11 protein-coding genes are annotated in these 16501 nt (G+C 70.2%); 7 read left to right on the forward strand and 4 right to left on the reverse strand.

Going from position 1 to position 16501, the window contains the following annotated elements; all coding sequences use genetic code 11:
* Positions 1 to 3 precede the first annotated feature (3 nt).
* Positions 4 to 2532 (forward strand): S8 family serine peptidase, encoded by a 2529-nt coding sequence (locus tag J4573_RS05750; RefSeq protein WP_208254177.1) that lies wholly within the window; start codon positions 4 to 6, stop codon positions 2530 to 2532.
* A 67-nt stretch (positions 2533 to 2599) separates the two neighbouring features.
* On the opposite strand, the gene J4573_RS05755 is transcribed toward J4573_RS05750, so the two are convergent.
* The 3 genes from J4573_RS05755 to hflX all read right to left on the reverse strand — a co-directional run bounded on the left by J4573_RS05755 (position 2600) and on the right by hflX (position 6889).
* Positions 2600 to 3448: a DegV family protein gene (locus J4573_RS05755; RefSeq protein ID WP_208254178.1), complete on the reverse strand. Its 849-nt coding sequence runs from the start codon at positions 3446 to 3448 to the stop codon at positions 2600 to 2602.
* A gap of 107 nt (positions 3449 to 3555) precedes the next feature.
* The gene (gene hutI, locus J4573_RS05760; RefSeq protein WP_151564577.1) at positions 3556 to 4770 is read right to left on the reverse strand and encodes an imidazolonepropionase; all 1215 of its coding nucleotides are present in this window, start codon (positions 4768 to 4770) and stop codon (positions 3556 to 3558) included.
* A 640-nt stretch (positions 4771 to 5410) separates the two neighbouring features.
* Positions 5411 to 6889: a GTPase HflX gene (gene hflX / locus J4573_RS05765; protein ID WP_208254179.1), complete on the reverse strand. Its 1479-nt coding sequence runs from the start codon at positions 6887 to 6889 to the stop codon at positions 5411 to 5413.
* Positions 6890 to 7095: 206 nt separating this feature from the next.
* Between hflX and aceB the strand changes: the two genes are divergently transcribed.
* The 5 genes from aceB to J4573_RS05790 all read left to right on the forward strand — a co-directional run bounded on the left by aceB (position 7096) and on the right by J4573_RS05790 (position 13963).
* A complete protein-coding gene (gene aceB, locus J4573_RS05770) occupies positions 7096 to 8703 on the forward strand; it encodes a malate synthase A (RefSeq protein ID WP_208254180.1) in 1608 nt (535 codons plus the stop codon).
* Between the two features lie 163 nt (positions 8704 to 8866).
* Entirely contained in the window at positions 8867 to 10315 is a 1449-nt protein-coding gene (locus tag J4573_RS05775) for an FAD-linked oxidase C-terminal domain-containing protein (protein ID WP_208254181.1), read from the forward strand.
* The gene (locus J4573_RS05780) at positions 10315 to 11658 is read left to right on the forward strand and encodes an FAD-binding oxidoreductase (protein ID WP_208254182.1); all 1344 of its coding nucleotides are present in this window, start codon (positions 10315 to 10317) and stop codon (positions 11656 to 11658) included. Before J4573_RS05775 ends, J4573_RS05780 begins: the two co-directional genes overlap by 1 nt.
* On the forward strand, positions 11658 to 12947 hold the full coding sequence (locus J4573_RS05785) for a (Fe-S)-binding protein (RefSeq protein WP_208254183.1): 1290 nt from the start codon (positions 11658 to 11660) through the stop codon (positions 12945 to 12947). The genes J4573_RS05780 and J4573_RS05785 overlap by 1 nt, the downstream gene beginning before the upstream one ends.
* A gap of 308 nt (positions 12948 to 13255) precedes the next feature.
* Positions 13256 to 13963: a hypothetical protein gene (locus J4573_RS05790; protein ID WP_208254184.1), complete on the forward strand. Its 708-nt coding sequence runs from the start codon at positions 13256 to 13258 to the stop codon at positions 13961 to 13963.
* 98 nt (positions 13964 to 14061) lie between these two features.
* On the opposite strand, the gene J4573_RS05795 is transcribed toward J4573_RS05790, so the two are convergent.
* Complete coding sequence (locus tag J4573_RS05795; RefSeq protein WP_208254185.1) at positions 14062 to 15522, reverse strand: DHA2 family efflux MFS transporter permease subunit; 1461 nt, start codon at positions 15520 to 15522, stop codon at positions 14062 to 14064.
* A 110-nt stretch (positions 15523 to 15632) separates the two neighbouring features.
* On the opposite strand from J4573_RS05795, the gene J4573_RS05800 reads away from it, so the two are divergent.
* Positions 15633 to 16250: a TetR/AcrR family transcriptional regulator gene (locus J4573_RS05800; RefSeq protein WP_208254186.1), complete on the forward strand. Its 618-nt coding sequence runs from the start codon at positions 15633 to 15635 to the stop codon at positions 16248 to 16250.
* Positions 16251 to 16501 lie beyond the last annotated feature (251 nt).

Genomic DNA, 16501 nt, shown 5'->3' on the forward strand with positions numbered 1-16501 from the left:
GCCATGCGGTTCACGAGAATGACCGCCGGGTTCGCCTCGGCGGTGGTGTGCGCGGCGTCCCTGGTGGCGGCCTCGCCCGCGCAGGGCTCGGCACAGGCCTCGGCCAAGGCGGCGCCGGTGTCGCCCGCGTCCAAGCTCGACAGCACGGTGCTCTCCACGTACGCCCAGGGAGGCACGGCGAACGTCTGGGTGCGGATGGCCGCCAAGGCCGACCTGTCCGGCGCCAAGAAGATCAAGGATCGTACGGCCCGCGGCCGGACTGTCATGAACGACCTGAAGTCGGAGGCCGACCGTTCCCAAAGCCCGGTTCAGAAGGTGCTGAAGGCGGCGGGCCTGACCGGCCGGACGTACTGGGCGACCAACGCGATCTACGTCCCCGGCCTCCCCGAATCGGTGGCGCGGAAGATCGCCGCGATGCAGGGGGTGGCGGAGATCCGCCAGTCCCGGACGTTCCAGCTGCCGAAGCCGATGCCGAGCAAGGCCACCGCGCACAGCGCCGCGAACGAGCTGCCGTGGGGCCTGACCGACATCAAGGCCGACCAGGTGTGGAGCCAGACCGGACGGCGGGGCGAGGGCGTCGTCGTCGCGAGCGTGGACAGCGGCGTCCAGTACGACCACCCGGCGCTCGTCCGGCAGTACCGCGGCAACAACGGCGACGGCACGTTCACCAACGACTACAACTGGTTCGACCCGGCCGGCATCTGCAAGGAGGTCGCTCCCTGCGACAACAACGAGCACGGGACCCACACGATGGGCACCATGGTCGGGGACGACGGGAAGGGCACCCAGGTCGGCGTCGCGCCCGGCGCCAAGTGGATCGCCGCGAAGGGCTGCGAGACCAGCGGCTGCAGTGACACCAGCCTGCTGGCGTCGCTGCAGTGGATGCTCGCCCCGACCGACCACGACAACCAGAACCCCGACCCGGCCAAGCGGCCGGACATCGTGAACAACTCCTGGGGTTCGCAGCCGTCCAACGACCCGATGTTCGAGGACGTCCAGCTCGCCTGGGCGGCCGCGGGGATCATGGGCGTGTGGGCCAACGGCAACGACGGCCCGAACTGCGAGACGTCGGGCGCGCCGGGCAGCCGCACGGTCAACTACTCGGTCGGCGCGTACGGCAGCGACCACAAGATCGCCTCGTTCTCGAGCCGGGGGCCGGGCCAGGACGGGGAGGTCAAGCCGAACCTGTCCGCGCCCGGCGTCGCCGTCCGCTCGTCGGTGCCCGGCGGCAAGTACGCCGAGCTGGACGGCACCTCGATGGCGACCCCGCACGTCGCGGGGGCGGTCGCGCTTCTGTGGTCGGCGCGGCCGGAGTACCAGCGTGACCTGGCCAAGACCAGGGAACTGCTGAACATCAGCGCGATCGACACGCCCGACACGCAGTGCGGCGGCACCCCCGCCAACAACAACGTCTACGGCGAGGGCCGGCTCGACGCGCTCGCGCTGGTCACCATGGGCACGGCCGGTCTCGGCACCCTGTCGGGCACCGTCACCGACGCCACCACGAAACAGCCCATGGCGGGCGCGACCGTGCACGCCGAAGGGCCGATGGACCGCACCTTCACCACCGGGGCCGACGGGAAGTTCACGTTCCGGGTGAGCGCCGGCGACTACAAGCTCACGACCACCGCGTTCGGCTTCCAGACCGGCACGGCCACCGTCACGCTGTCGAAGGACGGATCGCTCACCCAGAACGTCTCCCTGACGCCCGCCCAGCGGGTGAACGTCACCGGAAAGGTCACCGACGGCTCCGGCAAGGGCGGCGGCCTGCCGGCGAAGATCGTCGCCAACGACGGCGACGGTCACACCTGGACGACGACCGCCTCCGACGACGGCGCCTACACCCTGCCCCTGGTCCCGAACCTCTCCTACAAGCTCACCTTCACCTCCACCGCACCCGGCTACGACCCCGCCACCCGCGAGATCAAGCTCGGCGAGGCCGCGCAGACGCTCGACGTCGGCCTCACCGTCAGGCTCGCCTGCGACGCCAAGGGCTACCAGGTGAAGCGCGACGGCAGCGTCGAGGCCTTCGGCACCGGCCGCCTGCCCAAGGGGTGGAAGGTGACCAACGTCGACCCCCGGATCCCTCATTACTCCTACCAGCCCGGATGGGTGTTCAACGACCCCGGTAAGCGCGGCAACCACACCGGCGGCAGCGGCACATTCGCGGTCGTCGACTCCCTCCACACCGGGGCCGGGCATGTCCAGGACACCTACCTGACCAGCCCGTCCTACAACCTGTCCAAGCGCACCAAGGCGACGATCGAGTTCTCGAACGACCTGAAGCCGGCCATCAACTCCACGACGTCCGCCGACGTCAGCCTCGACGGAGGCAGGACGTGGACGAATGTATGGACGGCCAAGGGCTTCCCCGGAGCCACAGGCCCGGCCACTCAGGTCATCCCGATCCCGCAGGCGAACGGCAAGTCCGACGTCCGCTACCGGCTCCACTACCGAGGCCAGCTCTCCGGCTGGTGGGCCGTGGACGACGCGTTCGCGGGCGACCGCACCTGCGTCGTCGCCAACAGCTGACACACCCGCAATGAAGGCGCCCGGACCTCCCGGTCCGGGCGCCTTCGCGTCAGCTTCAGCGTCAGCTTCAGTCCAACTGAGGGGCCACGACGACGCCGATCATGCCGGGCCCCACGTGGGCGCTGATCACTGGCCCGGCCTCGCCCACGTAGACGTCGTCGACGTTGGGGATGCGCTCGCGGAGCCGTTCGGCCAGGGCCTCGGCGCGCGGGGCCGCTGCCACGTGCTGAACGGCCAGGTCGACGCGGCTGTCAGCGGCCTGCGCGACCGCCAGTTCCTCCAGCCGCGACAGAGCACGCGAGGAGGTACGGACCTTCTCCAGCGGGGCGATCCTGCCGTCGACGATGTTGAGCAGCGGCTTCACCATGAGGGCCGAGCCCAAGAGCGTAGCGGCGGCGCCGATGCGGCCACCTCGGCGTAGGTGCTCCAGGGTGTCGACGTAGAAGAGAGAGTGAGAGGACTTCGCGCGCCTGGCGGCAGCGTCGGCGACCGTGTCCGCGTCCGCGCCCTGGAGGGCCAGGTCGGCGGCGGAGAGGGCGGCGAGCCCCAGACCCATGCCGATGGTCCCGGAGTCGACCACCTTGACGGGAACGGGCGCGTCCTCGGCGGCCAGGGTCGCGGCCTCGATCGTGCCGGACATGGCAGACGACAGGTGGATCGACACGATGGTGGTCGCGCCGGTGGCGGCGGCCTCCTTGAACGTCTGCGCGAAACGTTCGGGAGACGGGCGCGAGGTGGTGACGGGATGCCACTCCTTGAGCGCCTGCGCGGCCTCGGCCGCGGTGATCTCACCCTCGTTCCGCACGGCACCGCCGATGGCGATCTGCATGGGAACGATCGTGAGCTCATGGCGTTCGGCCAGGCCCGGTGGAAGGTAGGAGGTGGAGTCCGTCACGACCGCGACCGCACTGCCCATGAGGGGAGATTACCCCCTTACCTGTTACGCGTGCGTATCGGCAGGTAACAGGTTGTTCGGCGGGCTCACGGTCGGGGTGCTTGCCGTCGGAGGGCTTGCGGCCGGGCTTACGGCTGTACGGGAACGCCGCCTCGCCAGACTCGCAGCGCGCGGAGTCCGAAGGCCCACGCGAACGCGCCCTCGTGGTCGGCGTCCCACAGCACGATGTCGGCGAGCATGCCCGGGGCCAGCGAGCCGCGGTCGCCCACGCGGAGCGCGGCGGCTCCGCCCAGCGTGGCGGCGCGGAGGGCCTCGGTGACGCTCAGGCCGAACATCGCGACCGACAGGCCGATGACGAGCGGCATGGACGTGATGCCGCACTGGCCCGGGTTATGGTCGGTGCCGAGGGCGACGGTGACGCCGCGGTCGAGCATGGCGCGTACGGGAGCCGGCGGGCGGGCGCTGTTCAGCGCGCTGCCCGGGCAGACCGTGGCGGTGACGCCGGCGTGCGCGAGGGCCTTGATGTCGTCGTCGTTCGCCTGCGTGAGCAGGTCGGCGGACGCGCAGCCGACCTCGGCCGCGACCTGTGCGGCGCCGACGCGCTCGTTGGCGCAGGCGTGCATGCGGGCCTTCAGCCCGGCGCGCTTGCCGGTGAGCAGGAGGGCACGCGCCTCTTCGGCGGTGAAGTGGCCCTCGTCGCAGTAGACGTCGATCGAGTCGGCGCCCGCGGCGGCGGCGTCGCCGGCCCAGAGGCGGACGGCCTCGATGTAGTCGCGGCGGCGGCCGAAGAACTCGGGCGGCAGGATGTGCGCGGCGAGGAACGTCGCGTGGATCCGCGGCATCGACGGCTCGCCCTCGAGCGACCGGAGCATGCGGATGTCGGCGAGCTCACCGTCGCGGGTGAGGTGGTAGCCGGTCTTGGCCTCGACGGTCGTGGTGCCGGCGAGGATCCACTGGCGCAGGCGCTCGCGCACGGCGTTGCACAGGGTCCACGGGTCGGTCCCGCGGGTCACGGTGACGGTGGAGTTCACGCCGCCGCCCGCGGCCGCGATCGCCGAGTGCGAGGAGCCGCTGGTGCGCATCGCCAGCTCGGCCCAGCGGTTGCCCGCGTACACCGGGTGCGAGTGGGCGTCGATCAGGCCGGGCGTGACCAGGCCGCCGCCGAGGTTCTCCACGTGGTCGACGTCGACGATGTCGTCGATGATGCCGGGCACGCTCTGCGGAAGATCGGAGGCGGGGCCGGCCCAGACGATGCGGTCGTCGTGGATGAGCACGGCGGCATTGCTGCAGACATCGGTGCCCGTCCAGAGCCTGCCGATGTTCGTCAACAGCCGTACCGTCATAGGGTCACCGACCCGAGTGGATCAAAGCGCGCCGCGGCGCCGGACCTGACACCATCTGGAGGGCCACCTGCTCTCGATCCGAAACACCGACTGGGTGCCGGTGAATCACCACTGGAGGGTTGGGTGATCGTCTGACCACCTTGAGCAACGAGACCGGAGATATCGGTTTCGTCACGGTAGTGCACCGACGCCCCGGCCGACAACCTCTGGCCAACAAACCACGAATGACGCGGTCGCTCCCCATCGATGCCATCACCCGTCCCTTTGACCTTCGACCGTACGGACTCCCGCAGACTCGTCAAGCGGAATTCAGAAGCTGTCACCGTCAGGCGACCACCATGAGGTGTCGAAAGCGGCATTCCGCCGTGTTCGACACGCACCGGGCGCCCGCCAAACGTGACGCACCGGAACAGTGACCGTCGAGAACGGTGACCTTCCTGAACAGTGACGCACATCGACGGGATCCGGTTGTCGGCCGTACGAAAGATCGATGGACTCTCTTCCGGCGACGCCCGATCGACGCCCGATCACCGTCCGAGAGCTGGGAGCCCCACCAGACCCCTAGATGTTCGCCCACCAGCAACGTTACGCCCGTTCCCGCGATTGAGCAGCCATTCACGCAAAACCGCGGGACGAGGCGTCAGGTGGTGGGGGCCAGGTCCTGCTGGTAGCGCTCCAGCTCGCCCGCGAGGTCCGCGGGGACGCGGGCCTGAAGGACGGTGCCTTCGGCCACGTGCTCCTGCTTGAGCACCTCGCCGCGCTCGTGCACCTGCGCGACCAGGTCGCCGCGGTCGTACGGGAGCAGGACGCGCAGCTCGCGCTCCAGGCCCGGCAGGTCGCGCTCGATCGCGTGGCGCAGCTCTTCCATGCCTTCGCCCGTACGGGCCGAGACGACGACGCTGTTGGGCTCGCGGCGCTGCAGGCGGGCGATCACCAGCGGGTCGGCGGCGTCGGCCTTGTTGATGACCACGAGCTCGGGCAGGTCGCTCGCGCCGATCTCGCGGAACACCTCGCGCACCGCGTCGATCTGGGCCTCGGGGTTGGCGTCGGAGCCGTCCACCACGTGCAGCACCAGGCCGGCGTCGGTGACCTCTTCCAGCGTGGAACGGAACGCCTCGACGAGCTGGTGCGGCAGGTGCCGGACGAACCCGACGGTGTCGGCCAGCGTGTAGGCGCGGCCGCTCGGCGTCTCGGCCTTGCGCACGGTCGGGTCGAGGGTGGCGAACAGCGCGTTCTCCACCAGCACGCCCGCGCCGGTGAGGCGGTTCAGCAAGGACGACTTGCCAGCGTTGGTGTAGCCGGCGATCGCGACGGCCGGAACGTCGTTGCGGCGGCGCTCGCTGCGCTTGGTGTCGCGGGCCGTGGACATCTCGGCGATCTGGCGGCGCAGCTTGGCCATCCGCGTGCGGATCCGGCGCCGGTCCAGCTCGATCTTGGTCTCACCGGGGCCTCGGCCGCCGATGCCGACGCCGCCCGCGGCGCGGCCGCCGACCTGGCGGGACAGGTTCCCGCCCCAGCCGCGCAGGCGCGGCAGGAGGTAGTCGAGCTGGGCGAGCTCGACCTGGGCCTTGCCCTCGCGGCTCTTGGCGTGCTGGGCGAAGATGTCGAGGATCAGGGCGGTCCGGTCGATCACCTTGACCTGGACGATCTCCTCCAGGTGGCGCAGCTGGCTCGGCGCCAGCTCGCCGTCGCAGATGACGGTGTCGGCGCCGGTGGAGATCACGACGTCGCGGAGCTCGGCCGCCTTGCCGGAGCCGATGTAGGTGGCCGCGTCCGGGCGGGTGCGGCGCTGGGACAGGCCCTCCAGGACCTCCGAGCCCGCGGTCTCGGCGAGAAGCGCCAGCTCGCGCAGGGAGCTCTCGGCCTCCTCGGCCGTGCCCTCGGTCCAGACGCCCACCAGGACGACCCGTTCGAGTCGCAGGGCGCGGTATTCGACCTCGGTGACGTCGGTCAGTTCGGTGGACAACCCGGCGACCCGCCGCAGCGCCCGCCTGTCCTCGAGGTCCAGCTCGCCCGTCATGGGCTCGTGGCCGGTGTCGAAGGCGTTCGGCTCGTCGAACTCGTTCTCGAACTCGTCGCGAATGTCGGGCTCCCGGTCTGCGGAAAAAGCTTGGTTCATGTCTACCTGTGTCGAACGTCGCAGGGCGACCTTCTCTTCCCGTCGATCGTCTCACGCGCCGTGTCGGCGGTCACTCGAATATCCCCACGTGGTGGGGGGATACCCCGGGAAGGCGGCAGGTCGGCGGCTTTTGACCGGGTCGATACTGACGAGTAGCGTTCTCCACGGAACAGAACTGAGATTTCACCATACGAAAGGGCAGGCAGATGGCTGCACTTGAGGGCATCGAGGTCACCGGGCCCCTCCGCGAGCGGTACGACGAGATCCTCACGCCCGAGGCGCTGAGCCTGCTCGCCACCCTCCAGCGCGAGTTCGGCGCCCGCCGCAAGGAGCTTCTGCAGGCCCGCGCCGACCGCCAGGCCCGCATCTCGGCGGGCGGCACGCTCGACTTCCTGCCCGAGACCGCCGAGGTCCGCGCGAACGAGACCTGGCGCGTGGCCCAGCCCGCCCCGGGCCTGGAGGACCGCCGGGTCGAGATCACCGGCCCGACCGACCGGAAGATGACGATCAACGCGCTCAACTCGGGCGCGAAGGTGTGGCTGGCCGACTTCGAGGACGCCAACACCCCGCTCTGGGACAACATGATCGAGGGTCAGCTCAACCTGCGCGACGCCCTCGACCGGACGATCGACTTCACCGACCCCAAGTCGGGCAAGTCGTACGCGCTGAAGGGCGACGACGAGCTGGCCACCATCGTGGTCCGCCCGCGCGGCTGGCACATGGAGGAGAAGCACCTCCTCGTCGACGGCGAGCCCATGTCCGGCTCCCTCTTCGACTTCGGCCTCTACCTCTTCCACAGCGCCCGCCGGCAGCTGGAGAAGGGCAAGGGTCCCTACTTCTACCTGCCGAAGATGGAGAGCCACCTCGAGGCGCGGCTCTGGAACGACGCGTTCAACCTCGCCCAGGACTCCCTGGAGATCCCGCGCGGCACCGTCCGCGCGACGGTCCTCATCGAGACCATCCCGGCCGCGTTCGAGATGGAGGAGATCCTCTTCGAGCTCCGCGACCACTCCGCAGGCCTGAACGCCGGCCGCTGGGACTACCTCTTCTCGGTCATCAAGAAGTTCCGTGAGCGCGGCGCCGAATACGTGCTGCCCGAGCGGAACGCCATCACGATGACCGCCCCGTTCATGCGCGCCTACACCGAGCTGCTGGTCCGCACGTGCCACAAGCGCGGCGCGCACGCCATCGGCGGCATGGCCGCGTTCATCCCGTCCCGCAAGGACGAGGCGGTCAACAAGGTCGCCCTGGAGAAGGTGCGGGCCGACAAGACCCGCGAGTCCGGCGACGGCTTCGACGGCTCCTGGGTCGCCCACCCCGACCTGGTCCCGGTCTGCCGCGAGGTCTTCGACGGCGTGCTCGGCGACAAGCCGAACCAGCGCGACCGGCTCCGCGAGGACGTGAAGGTCTCCGCCTCCGACCTGCTGAACGTGGCGGCCACCCCGGGCGACATCACCGAGGCGGGCCTGCGCGGCAACGTCGACGTCGCGCTGCGCTACCTGGCCACCTGGCTGAACGGGTCGGGCGCCGTGGCGATCCACAACCTGATGGAGGACGCCGCCACCGCGGAGATCTCCCGCTCCCAGGTGTGGCAGTGGATCTACAACGGGATCTCCCTCAAGGAGGGCCCGAAGGTCACCAAGGAGCTCGTCGAGCAGATCCTGGACGAGGAGCTGGCCAACATCCGCGCCGAGCTCGGCGACGCCTACAACGAGCCGCGCTACGACCAGGCCGTCGCGCTGTTCAAGCAGGTCACCCTGGCCGACGACTACCAGGAGTTCCTGACCACCCCGGCCTACGTCACCTTCCCGTAGGCGACGACGCGAGAACGGCTGCGAGATCGACCCCGGACGAGGGGATCTTGCAGCCGTTCCGCGTCACACCAGGGCGAGCTTCCGGCGCGCGCCGCCCCGTCCGTCGATCACCAAATCTGGTGATCTTGCGGTGGTCCGCTCCCCAGGGGGAAGGTGGAGGGTGATGGAAACGACACTCCAGGCGCTGGCCGGACGCTGCGCCGAGCTGCTCGGGGCCGAGGCGGTCATCACCGACCCGGTCCGGCTCCGCACGTACGAGTGCGACGGGCTGACCAACCACCGCGCGACGCCCGCCGTGGTCGTGCTGCCCGACACCGCCGAGCAGATCGCGGCGGTCGTCAGGGCGTGCGCCGAGGCGAAGGTGCCGTACGTGGCGCGCGGCTCGGGCACCGGCCTGTCGGGCGGCGCGCTGCCCCGCACCGACGGCGTCCTGATCGTCACCTCCAGGATGCGCCGCATCCTGGAGATCGACATCCCGAACCAGCGCGCGGTGGTCGAGCCCGGTGTGATCAACCTGGACGTCAGCCGCGCCACCCGCCCGTACGGCTACTACTTCGCCCCCGACCCGTCCAGCCAGCAGATCTGCTCGGTCGGCGGCAACGTGGCCGAGAACTCCGGCGGCGCGCACTGCCTGAAGTACGGCTTCACCGCCCACCACGTCCTCGCCTGCGAGATCGTCACGCCCGACGGGGACCTGGTCACGCTGCGGGCGGGCGACCCCGGGTTCGACCTGCTCGGCGCGTTCGTCGGCTCCGAGGGAACGCTCGGCATCACCACCAAGATCACGGTGCGGCTGACCCGCGTTCCGGAGACCGTGCAGACGCTGCTGGCGGCCTACGACTCGATCGGCGCGGCCGGTGCGGCCGTCTCGGCGATCATCGGAGCGGGCGTGGTCCCGGCCGCGATCGAGATGATGGACGCGCTGTCCATCGAGGCCGCCGAGGCCTCGGTCGCCTGCGGCTACCCGCCCGGCGCGGGGGCCGTGCTCATCGTGGAGCTGGACGGCCCGGACACCGAGGTGGCGGCCCAGTTCACCGATGTCGAACGGCTCTGCCTGGAGGCGGGCGCGTTCGAGATCCGCATCGCCGCCGACGACGCCGAACGCGCGCTCATCTGGAAGGGCCGCAAGTCCGCGTTCGCAGCGGTCGGGCGCATCAGCCCGGCCTACATCGTGCAGGACGGCGTCATCCCCCGCACCGCGCTCCACAAGGTCCTGGACCGCATCGACGCGCTCTCGGCCGAGTCGGGTGTACGCGTCGCCAACGTCTTCCATGCCGGTGACGGCAACCTGCATCCGCTGGTGCTCTTCGACGATGCCGAGGAGGGCGCCGCCGAACGGGCCGAAGAGGTCTCCGGCAAGATCCTCGACCTGTGCATCGAGCACGGCGGCTCCATCACGGGAGAGCACGGCGTCGGGGTCGACAAGTCCCGCTACATGCCGCGCATGTTCACCGACACCGATCTGGACACCATGCAGATGGTGCGGTGCGGCTTCGACCCGGAGAACCTCTGCAACCCGGGGAAGGTCTTCCCGACCCCCCGCCTGTGCGGGGAGGTGCCCGGCGTGCGTAAGGGCCCGCATCCGTACGAAGGAAAGGCGGACATCTTCTAATGCCCTCGCAGGAGGATGCCCCCAAAGACGAGGCGCCCAAGAGCAAGGCCCCCAAGGCCCCTAAGGCCCCTAAGGCCAAGGCCAGCAAGAGCACGGCCCCCAGGAGCAAGGCCTCCCCCAAGGCTCCTAAGGACGCGGCTCCTCAAGGGCCGCTGGATGCGCTGGCGAAGGTCTGCGCGAACGTGAGGCCGGCGGACGCCGCGGAAGGCGTCCTCGGGGTCGCCCCGCGCTTCGTGGCCGAGCCGTCGTCCGTTGCCGAAGCGGCAGAGGTCATGCGGGTCGCAGCCGAACACGGCCTCGCCGTCGTACCGCGCGGCGGTGAGACGCGTCTGGAGTGGGGAATGCCGCCCAGCCGCTGCGACCTCCTCGTGGACACCGTCCGCCTGGACAAGGTCATCGAACACGCGGCCGGGGACCTGGTGGTGAAGGCCGAGGCTGGCCTTTCCATGGAACGCCTGGCAGAAGTCCTCGCCGAACGCGGTCAGCGCCTCGCCCTGGACACGCCCCTTCCCGGTTCGACCATCGGCGGAACGATCGCCACCGGCGCCGCGGGACCCCTGCGCCTCCTCTACGGATCCCCTCGCGACCTGGTGATCGGCCTGACCTTCATCCGCGCGGACGGCCAGATCGCCCGTTCCGGCGGCAAGGTGGTCAAGAACGTCGCGGGCTACGACCTGGGCAGGCTCTTTTCCGGCTCGTACGGGACGCTCGGCCTCATCGTGGAGGCCGTCTTCCGCCTCCACCCCATTCCCACGGCCCACGCCTACGTCACCGCTCCCGTCGCGGACCCGTCCCAGGCCCACGAGGCAGTTCAGGCCGTCCTCCACTCCCCCGTGGCCCCCAGTGCCCTCGAATGCGACGCGTCCGCCTCAGGGACCGCGATCGGCGTCCTCATCGAAGGCGTCCCAGACGGAGTGGCGGCCCGTTCGACACAAGTGGCGGACCTGCTGGGCGCCCAGGCGCACATCAGCCAGGAGCCGCCCAGCTGGTGGGGCGCCTACCCGGACGGAACGACCCTCGTCGAGGTCACCGCACCGCCCACCGCACTCCGCCCGCTCCTCGCCGAGGCCCAACAGCAATCTCCGGTGCGCTGGTCCGCGACCGGCAAGGGCTTCGTCGGCATGGAAGGCCCCGCGGACGAGGTAGCAGACACCCTGGCCCGGCTACGTTCCGCCCTGGCCAGGCATAACGGCGGCGCAGTGATCCGCTACGCACCCGAAGACGTACGGGCTCAGGCCGACGTCTGGGGGCCGGTGGCCGCACTGACCCTCATGAGACGCGTCAAAGACCAATTCGACCCGGACCACCGGCTCTCCCCCGGCCGCTTCGTTGGAGGCATCTGATGACCGCGTCTGACGAGGAAATGCCCAAGCTGCTGGGCGACTGCGTGCACTGCGGGTTCTGCCTGCCCACCTGCCCCACGTACGTACTGTGGGGCGAGGAGATGGACTCCCCGCGCGGGCGCATCCACCTGATGCAGCAGCACGCCGAGGGCGAGCCCCTCAGCCTGCCCATGGTCCAGCACTTCGACCGGTGTCTCGGCTGCATGGCGTGCGTGACGGCATGCCCGTCCGGTGTTCAGTACGACCGGCTCATCGAGACCACCCGGGCTCAGGTGGAGCTGGAGCATCCCCGTACCCCGGCCGAACGAGCCATGCGCGAGGCTGTCTTCAAGCTCTTCCCCTACCCCCGGCGCCTGCGCGCCCTACGCGGACCCTTGCGCGCCTACCAGAAGTCCTGCCTGGACAAGCTCATCCGCCGCACAGGCCTCCTGGACCGCCTGTCCCCCACCCTGGCCGCCATGGAGCGCCTCGCGCCGCCTCTGGGCCGTACGCCGCGCCTGCCCGAGCGTGTGGCCGCACGGGGGGAACGCCGCGCCACGGTAGGCATGCTCACCGGCTGCGTGCAGGGCGAGTTCTTCCCGGGGGTGAACGCGGCCACCGCACGCGTTCTCGCCATGGAGGGCTGCGACGTCGTCATCCCCAAGGGGCAAGGCTGCTGCGGGGCCCTCTCGCTGCACTCCGGTCGCGAGGAGGAGGCCCGCGCCTTCGCCCGCCGCACGATCGTGGCCTTCGAGGCCGTGGACGTCATCGTCGTCAATTCAGCGGGATGCGGTTCGGCCATGAAGGAGTACGTCCGCCTTCTCGCCGATGAGCCCACCTGGGCGGGCAGGGCCGAGGCCCTGTCGGTGAAGACGCGTGACCTCGCCGAATACGTGGCCGAGCTGGGGCCCCGGGCGGAGCGCAAACCGCTCCCGGTCACGGTGGCCTACCACGACGCCTGCCACCTCTCCCATGCTCAGGGCATCCGCAGCCAGCCCCGCGCCCTGCTGGCCGGGATTCCGGAGCTGACCGTACGGGAGATCGCCGACCCCGACATCTGCTGCGGCTCGGCGGGCACCTACAACATCTTCCAGCCCGAGGCGGCAGCCGAGCTGGGCGATCGCAAGGCGGCCAACGTCCGTGCGACCGACGCCGAGCTCCTGGTCGCCGCCAACCCCGGCTGCTCCATGCAGATCGCCGGGGCGCTCGGTCGCCAGGGCGTCGACATCGCGGTCGCGCACACCGCCGAGGTACTGGACGCGTCCCTGCGCGGCCTGGGCCGCGGCAGCCTCGTCCAGAGGCCGCAGTGAGCCGTGCGGCGGCGGCCGCACTTACCCCTGAGTAAGGGCTTGTTCAGCACGCTGAGTAAGTACCGTCGGCCCGCATGCCTCCTGGACCGCGAACCGTAGCGCGCTGACCTGCTATTTCCGCCTATATCCCACAAGGCGACGCATTGTCACGATCATTTCGATCGTCCTGTATCGTGACCCTCCCTGGGACAGGAGACGCTTACTGAGTGGGTAGCACGGCGTTGTGCTTCGTCAGGCGTCCCGGAGGCCTGAGCCCGGGGACATCGACCCTAGGACTGTGCTGGAGAGCCTGAGGGAGCACGGAGACCATGTCCAACAGCTACCGTTCACACCGCAGGCGCAAGAAGAGCAGCGCCGGAAAGCTCGGCCTGGCCGGCGCCCTCACCGGCGCCGTGGGAATCGCCGCGGTGGCGGTCGGCATCGTGATGCTCCGCCCCGACGCGAGCGACGGCAAGGCGGCCACGCCGACCCTGGCGAGCCAGGGCGACGGGGCCGCCGGGAGCGCGCCGTCCCCGGACGCCGGGCCGACCCTGAACGTCACCACCCCAGAGGGCTACGGCTACGGCCTCGCCGCCGCCAAGTCGGGCACCGACGCCCGCCCCCTCCCGACCAGCAGCCCGGCCCCGTCGGGCTCGACCTACGCCTACGCCGACTACGTCCTCACCAACACCCAGAAGAGGCCGGTCCTGCTGGACTACCCGGCGGACCTGTTCCTCCCGCGTTCCGAGGTCCCGGCCGACGAGCGCGACCGGTGTATGCCCCAGCCGGGCGTACCGGACGACATGTGCACCCTGCCCAACCACAGCAAGGTCACGGCCCGGCTGAACAACTCCAAGCCGCCCATCTCCGACAACGGGGACGCGATGATCCCCGCCGGGGCGTCCTACCTGGTGCGCATCGCCACCGACCTGCCGGTGAAGGACGGTCTGAAGACCGACGCCGTCAAGCTCTACATCTGGGACGCTCGCTTCACCAGCGACCGCAAGGGCATCGAGCTCAACTTCCCCAATTCCTAGCTCCACCCAAGCCGCACAGCTGAACGGCCGGGCGATTGCCCGGCCGTTCAGCGTTTCCAGACAGGTCCCGTTCCAGACAGGTCCCGCAAGCCCTGCCGTCATGCGACCTGGGCCGGGGCGGGGATGGAGTCGTCCGCGCGAGCATGCGACGGGCGAGGGGTGTTCATGACGATGCCCACGATGACCGCGCCCACGGCGATGATGCCGGCCGCCCAGGCGCTCGCGGACGTGAAGCCCTCGACCATGCCCGCCTTGGCGAACGCCGGGCTGTGCGGGTGCGAGGCCAGGTAGTCGGCGGTGGCGCTGGTGGCGAGGGTGTTGAGCAGCGCGGTGCCGATCGAGCCGCCGACCTGCTGGGCGGTGTTGACGCTCGCCGAGGCCACGCCGGCGTCCTCGGGCGCCACGCCGTGGGTCGCGTAGTTGACCGCCACCGGCATGATCAGGCCCATCCCGAAGCCGAGCAGGATCTGCGCGGTCATGACGCCCTCGGCGTAGCCGCTGCCGACCTCCAGCGTGGTCATCCACACCATCCCGCAGGCCGCGATGAGCATGCCCGGGACGATCAGCGCGCGCGGCGGCACCTTGGGCAGCAGCCGGGCGGAGATCCCGCCCGCGCCGACGAGCACGGCGGTCATCATCGGCAGGAAGGCGACGCCGGTCTTGACGGGCGAGTATCCCTTGACGACCTGCAGGTAGTAGGTGACGAACAGGAACGCGCCGAACATCCCGATCACCGCGAGCGCCACCGCGAGGTAGGCGCCGCCTCGGGTCCGGTTCCGCAGGACACGCAGGGGCAGCAGCGGCTGGGAGACCCGGCTCTCCACGGCCAGGAACGCCGCCAGGAGCACCGCGCCGCCGATGAGGAGGCCCAGGACCGCCGCCGAGCTCCAGCCGTCCTCCTCGGCCCTGCTGCACCCGTACACGATGGCCACCAGGCCGCCGCTGACCAGCAGCGTGCCGGGGACGTCGAACCGTGCCCGGCCCTCGGGGCGGTCGCCGTTCAGCAACGCGTACCCGCCGACGGCGGCGATCAGGGCGACCGGGATGTTCACGTACAGGCACCAGCGCCAGTCCAGGTACTCGGTCAGCAGCCCGCCGATGAGCAGGCCGATCGCGCCGCCGCCGGCCGCGATGCCGCCGAAGATGCCGAACGCCTTGGCGCGTTCGCGCGCCTCGGTGAAGGTGACCGCGATCAGGGACAGCGCGGACGGCGCCAGCAGCGCGCCGAACATGCCCTGCAGCACGCGTGCCGCCAGCAGCAGCTCGAACGACCCGGCGGCGCCGCCCAGGGCCGACGCCCCGGCGAAGCCCACGAGGGAGACGAGGAAGGCCCGTTTGCGGCCGGTGTAGTCGGCGATCCGGCCGCCCAGGAACAGCAGGCCGCCGAACGCCAGCGTGTATCCGGTGATGACCCACTGCCGGTTGGCGTCGGAGATGTCCAGGTCGCTCTGCAGCGACGGCAGGGCGATGTTCACGATGGTGATGTCCAGGACGATCATCAGCTGGGCGAGCCCGATGAAGACCAGCGCCAGCCAGCGCCGGGATCCGGTGTCGTTCATGGCCTGCTCCCTTCCCACAGTCAAAACGAATGTTCGTTCTCTTTGATGGGGCAAGCGTCTCCCCGGCGCGTCCGTTTGTCAAGAACGAACATTCGTTTTACATTGAGGGCATGCCAAGAGTCAGCGAGGAGCACCTCGAACGGCGCAGGACCCAGATCCTGGACGCCGCGCGGACCTGTTTCGTCCGCAAGGGCTTCCACGAGACGTCCATGCAGGACATCTTCGCCGAGTCCGGGATGTCCGCGGGGGCCGTCTATCGCTACTTCAAGAGCAAGACCGAGATTATCCAGGCCCTGGCCTCCGACGCCATCGGCGGTCTGGCCGTATACGTGGCCGACGTCCTCGCCGAAGACCCGGTCCCGCCCCTGGACGACGCCGTGGGGCGCCTCACGAGCAGGATCACCTCCATGACCGACGGCCTGGGCGCCACCATGCGCCTGGCCCCGCAGGCCTGGGCCCTCGCCCTCTACAACGAGGAGTTCGGCGACTACGTGCGCGAACGCATGACCGGCTTCCGCGAGCTCTGGGTCATCTACGTCGAACGGCTGCGCGACGCGGGCATGGTCCCGGCGGACACCGACTGCCGGGCGGCGGGCAAGGCCCTGTTCGGCATGCTCCCCGGTTTCGTTATCCAATACTTGCTTGTAGGTGACATCACGCCGGAGGAGTTCCGCCGTGGCCTGCGCGCGCTCGCCTCGTCGACGGCCCTCGCACCCGATCCCGCCTGATCCCGCTTGATCCCGCCTGATCCCAGCCGATCTGGGCCGATCTCCTGAGCTGGGCGATCTCAACGAGTCCCACCTGATCCAGGAGCCCCACCAGGCCCGTACATCCCACCGGCCACACCCCGCCGCGGGTGACCCTAATTCCCTCCGTGCACCCCAGACCGCCCCGCCCTCCGCGCGGGGCGGTCTGGCATCTCTCCGCAGGCCGGCGTGGTGAACGGGCCTGACGGGCAGCACGAGGCGTGCGTACGCGG

The sequence above is a fragment of the Actinomadura barringtoniae genome (assembly GCF_017573505.1).
Classification (GTDB): Bacteria; Actinomycetota; Actinomycetes; order Streptosporangiales; family Streptosporangiaceae; genus Spirillospora; species Spirillospora barringtoniae.

Bases quoted from the DNA above. Each gene is read 5' to 3' on its own strand.
- J4573_RS05750 (WP_208254177.1), top strand. From the start codon at position 4: ATGCGGTTCACGAGAATGACCGCCGGGTTCGCCTCGGCGGTGGTGTGC.
- J4573_RS05755 (WP_208254178.1), bottom strand. From the start codon at position 3,448: ATGGGCAGTGCGGTCGCGGTCGTGACGGACTCCACCTCCTACCTTCCA.
- hutI (WP_151564577.1), bottom strand. From the start codon at position 4,770: ATGACGGTACGGCTGTTGACGAACATCGGCAGGCTCTGGACGGGCACC.
- hflX (WP_208254179.1), bottom strand. From the start codon at position 6,889: ATGAACCAAGCTTTTTCCGCAGACCGGGAGCCCGACATTCGCGACGAG.
- aceB (WP_208254180.1), top strand. From the start codon at position 7,096: ATGGCTGCACTTGAGGGCATCGAGGTCACCGGGCCCCTCCGCGAGCGG.
- J4573_RS05775 (WP_208254181.1), top strand. From the start codon at position 8,867: ATGGAAACGACACTCCAGGCGCTGGCCGGACGCTGCGCCGAGCTGCTC.
- J4573_RS05780 (WP_208254182.1), top strand. From the start codon at position 10,315: ATGCCCTCGCAGGAGGATGCCCCCAAAGACGAGGCGCCCAAGAGCAAG.
- J4573_RS05785 (WP_208254183.1), top strand. From the start codon at position 11,658: ATGACCGCGTCTGACGAGGAAATGCCCAAGCTGCTGGGCGACTGCGTG.
- J4573_RS05790 (WP_208254184.1), top strand. From the start codon at position 13,256: ATGTCCAACAGCTACCGTTCACACCGCAGGCGCAAGAAGAGCAGCGCC.
- J4573_RS05795 (WP_208254185.1), bottom strand. From the start codon at position 15,522: ATGAACGACACCGGATCCCGGCGCTGGCTGGCGCTGGTCTTCATCGGG.
- J4573_RS05800 (WP_208254186.1), top strand. From the start codon at position 15,633: ATGCCAAGAGTCAGCGAGGAGCACCTCGAACGGCGCAGGACCCAGATC.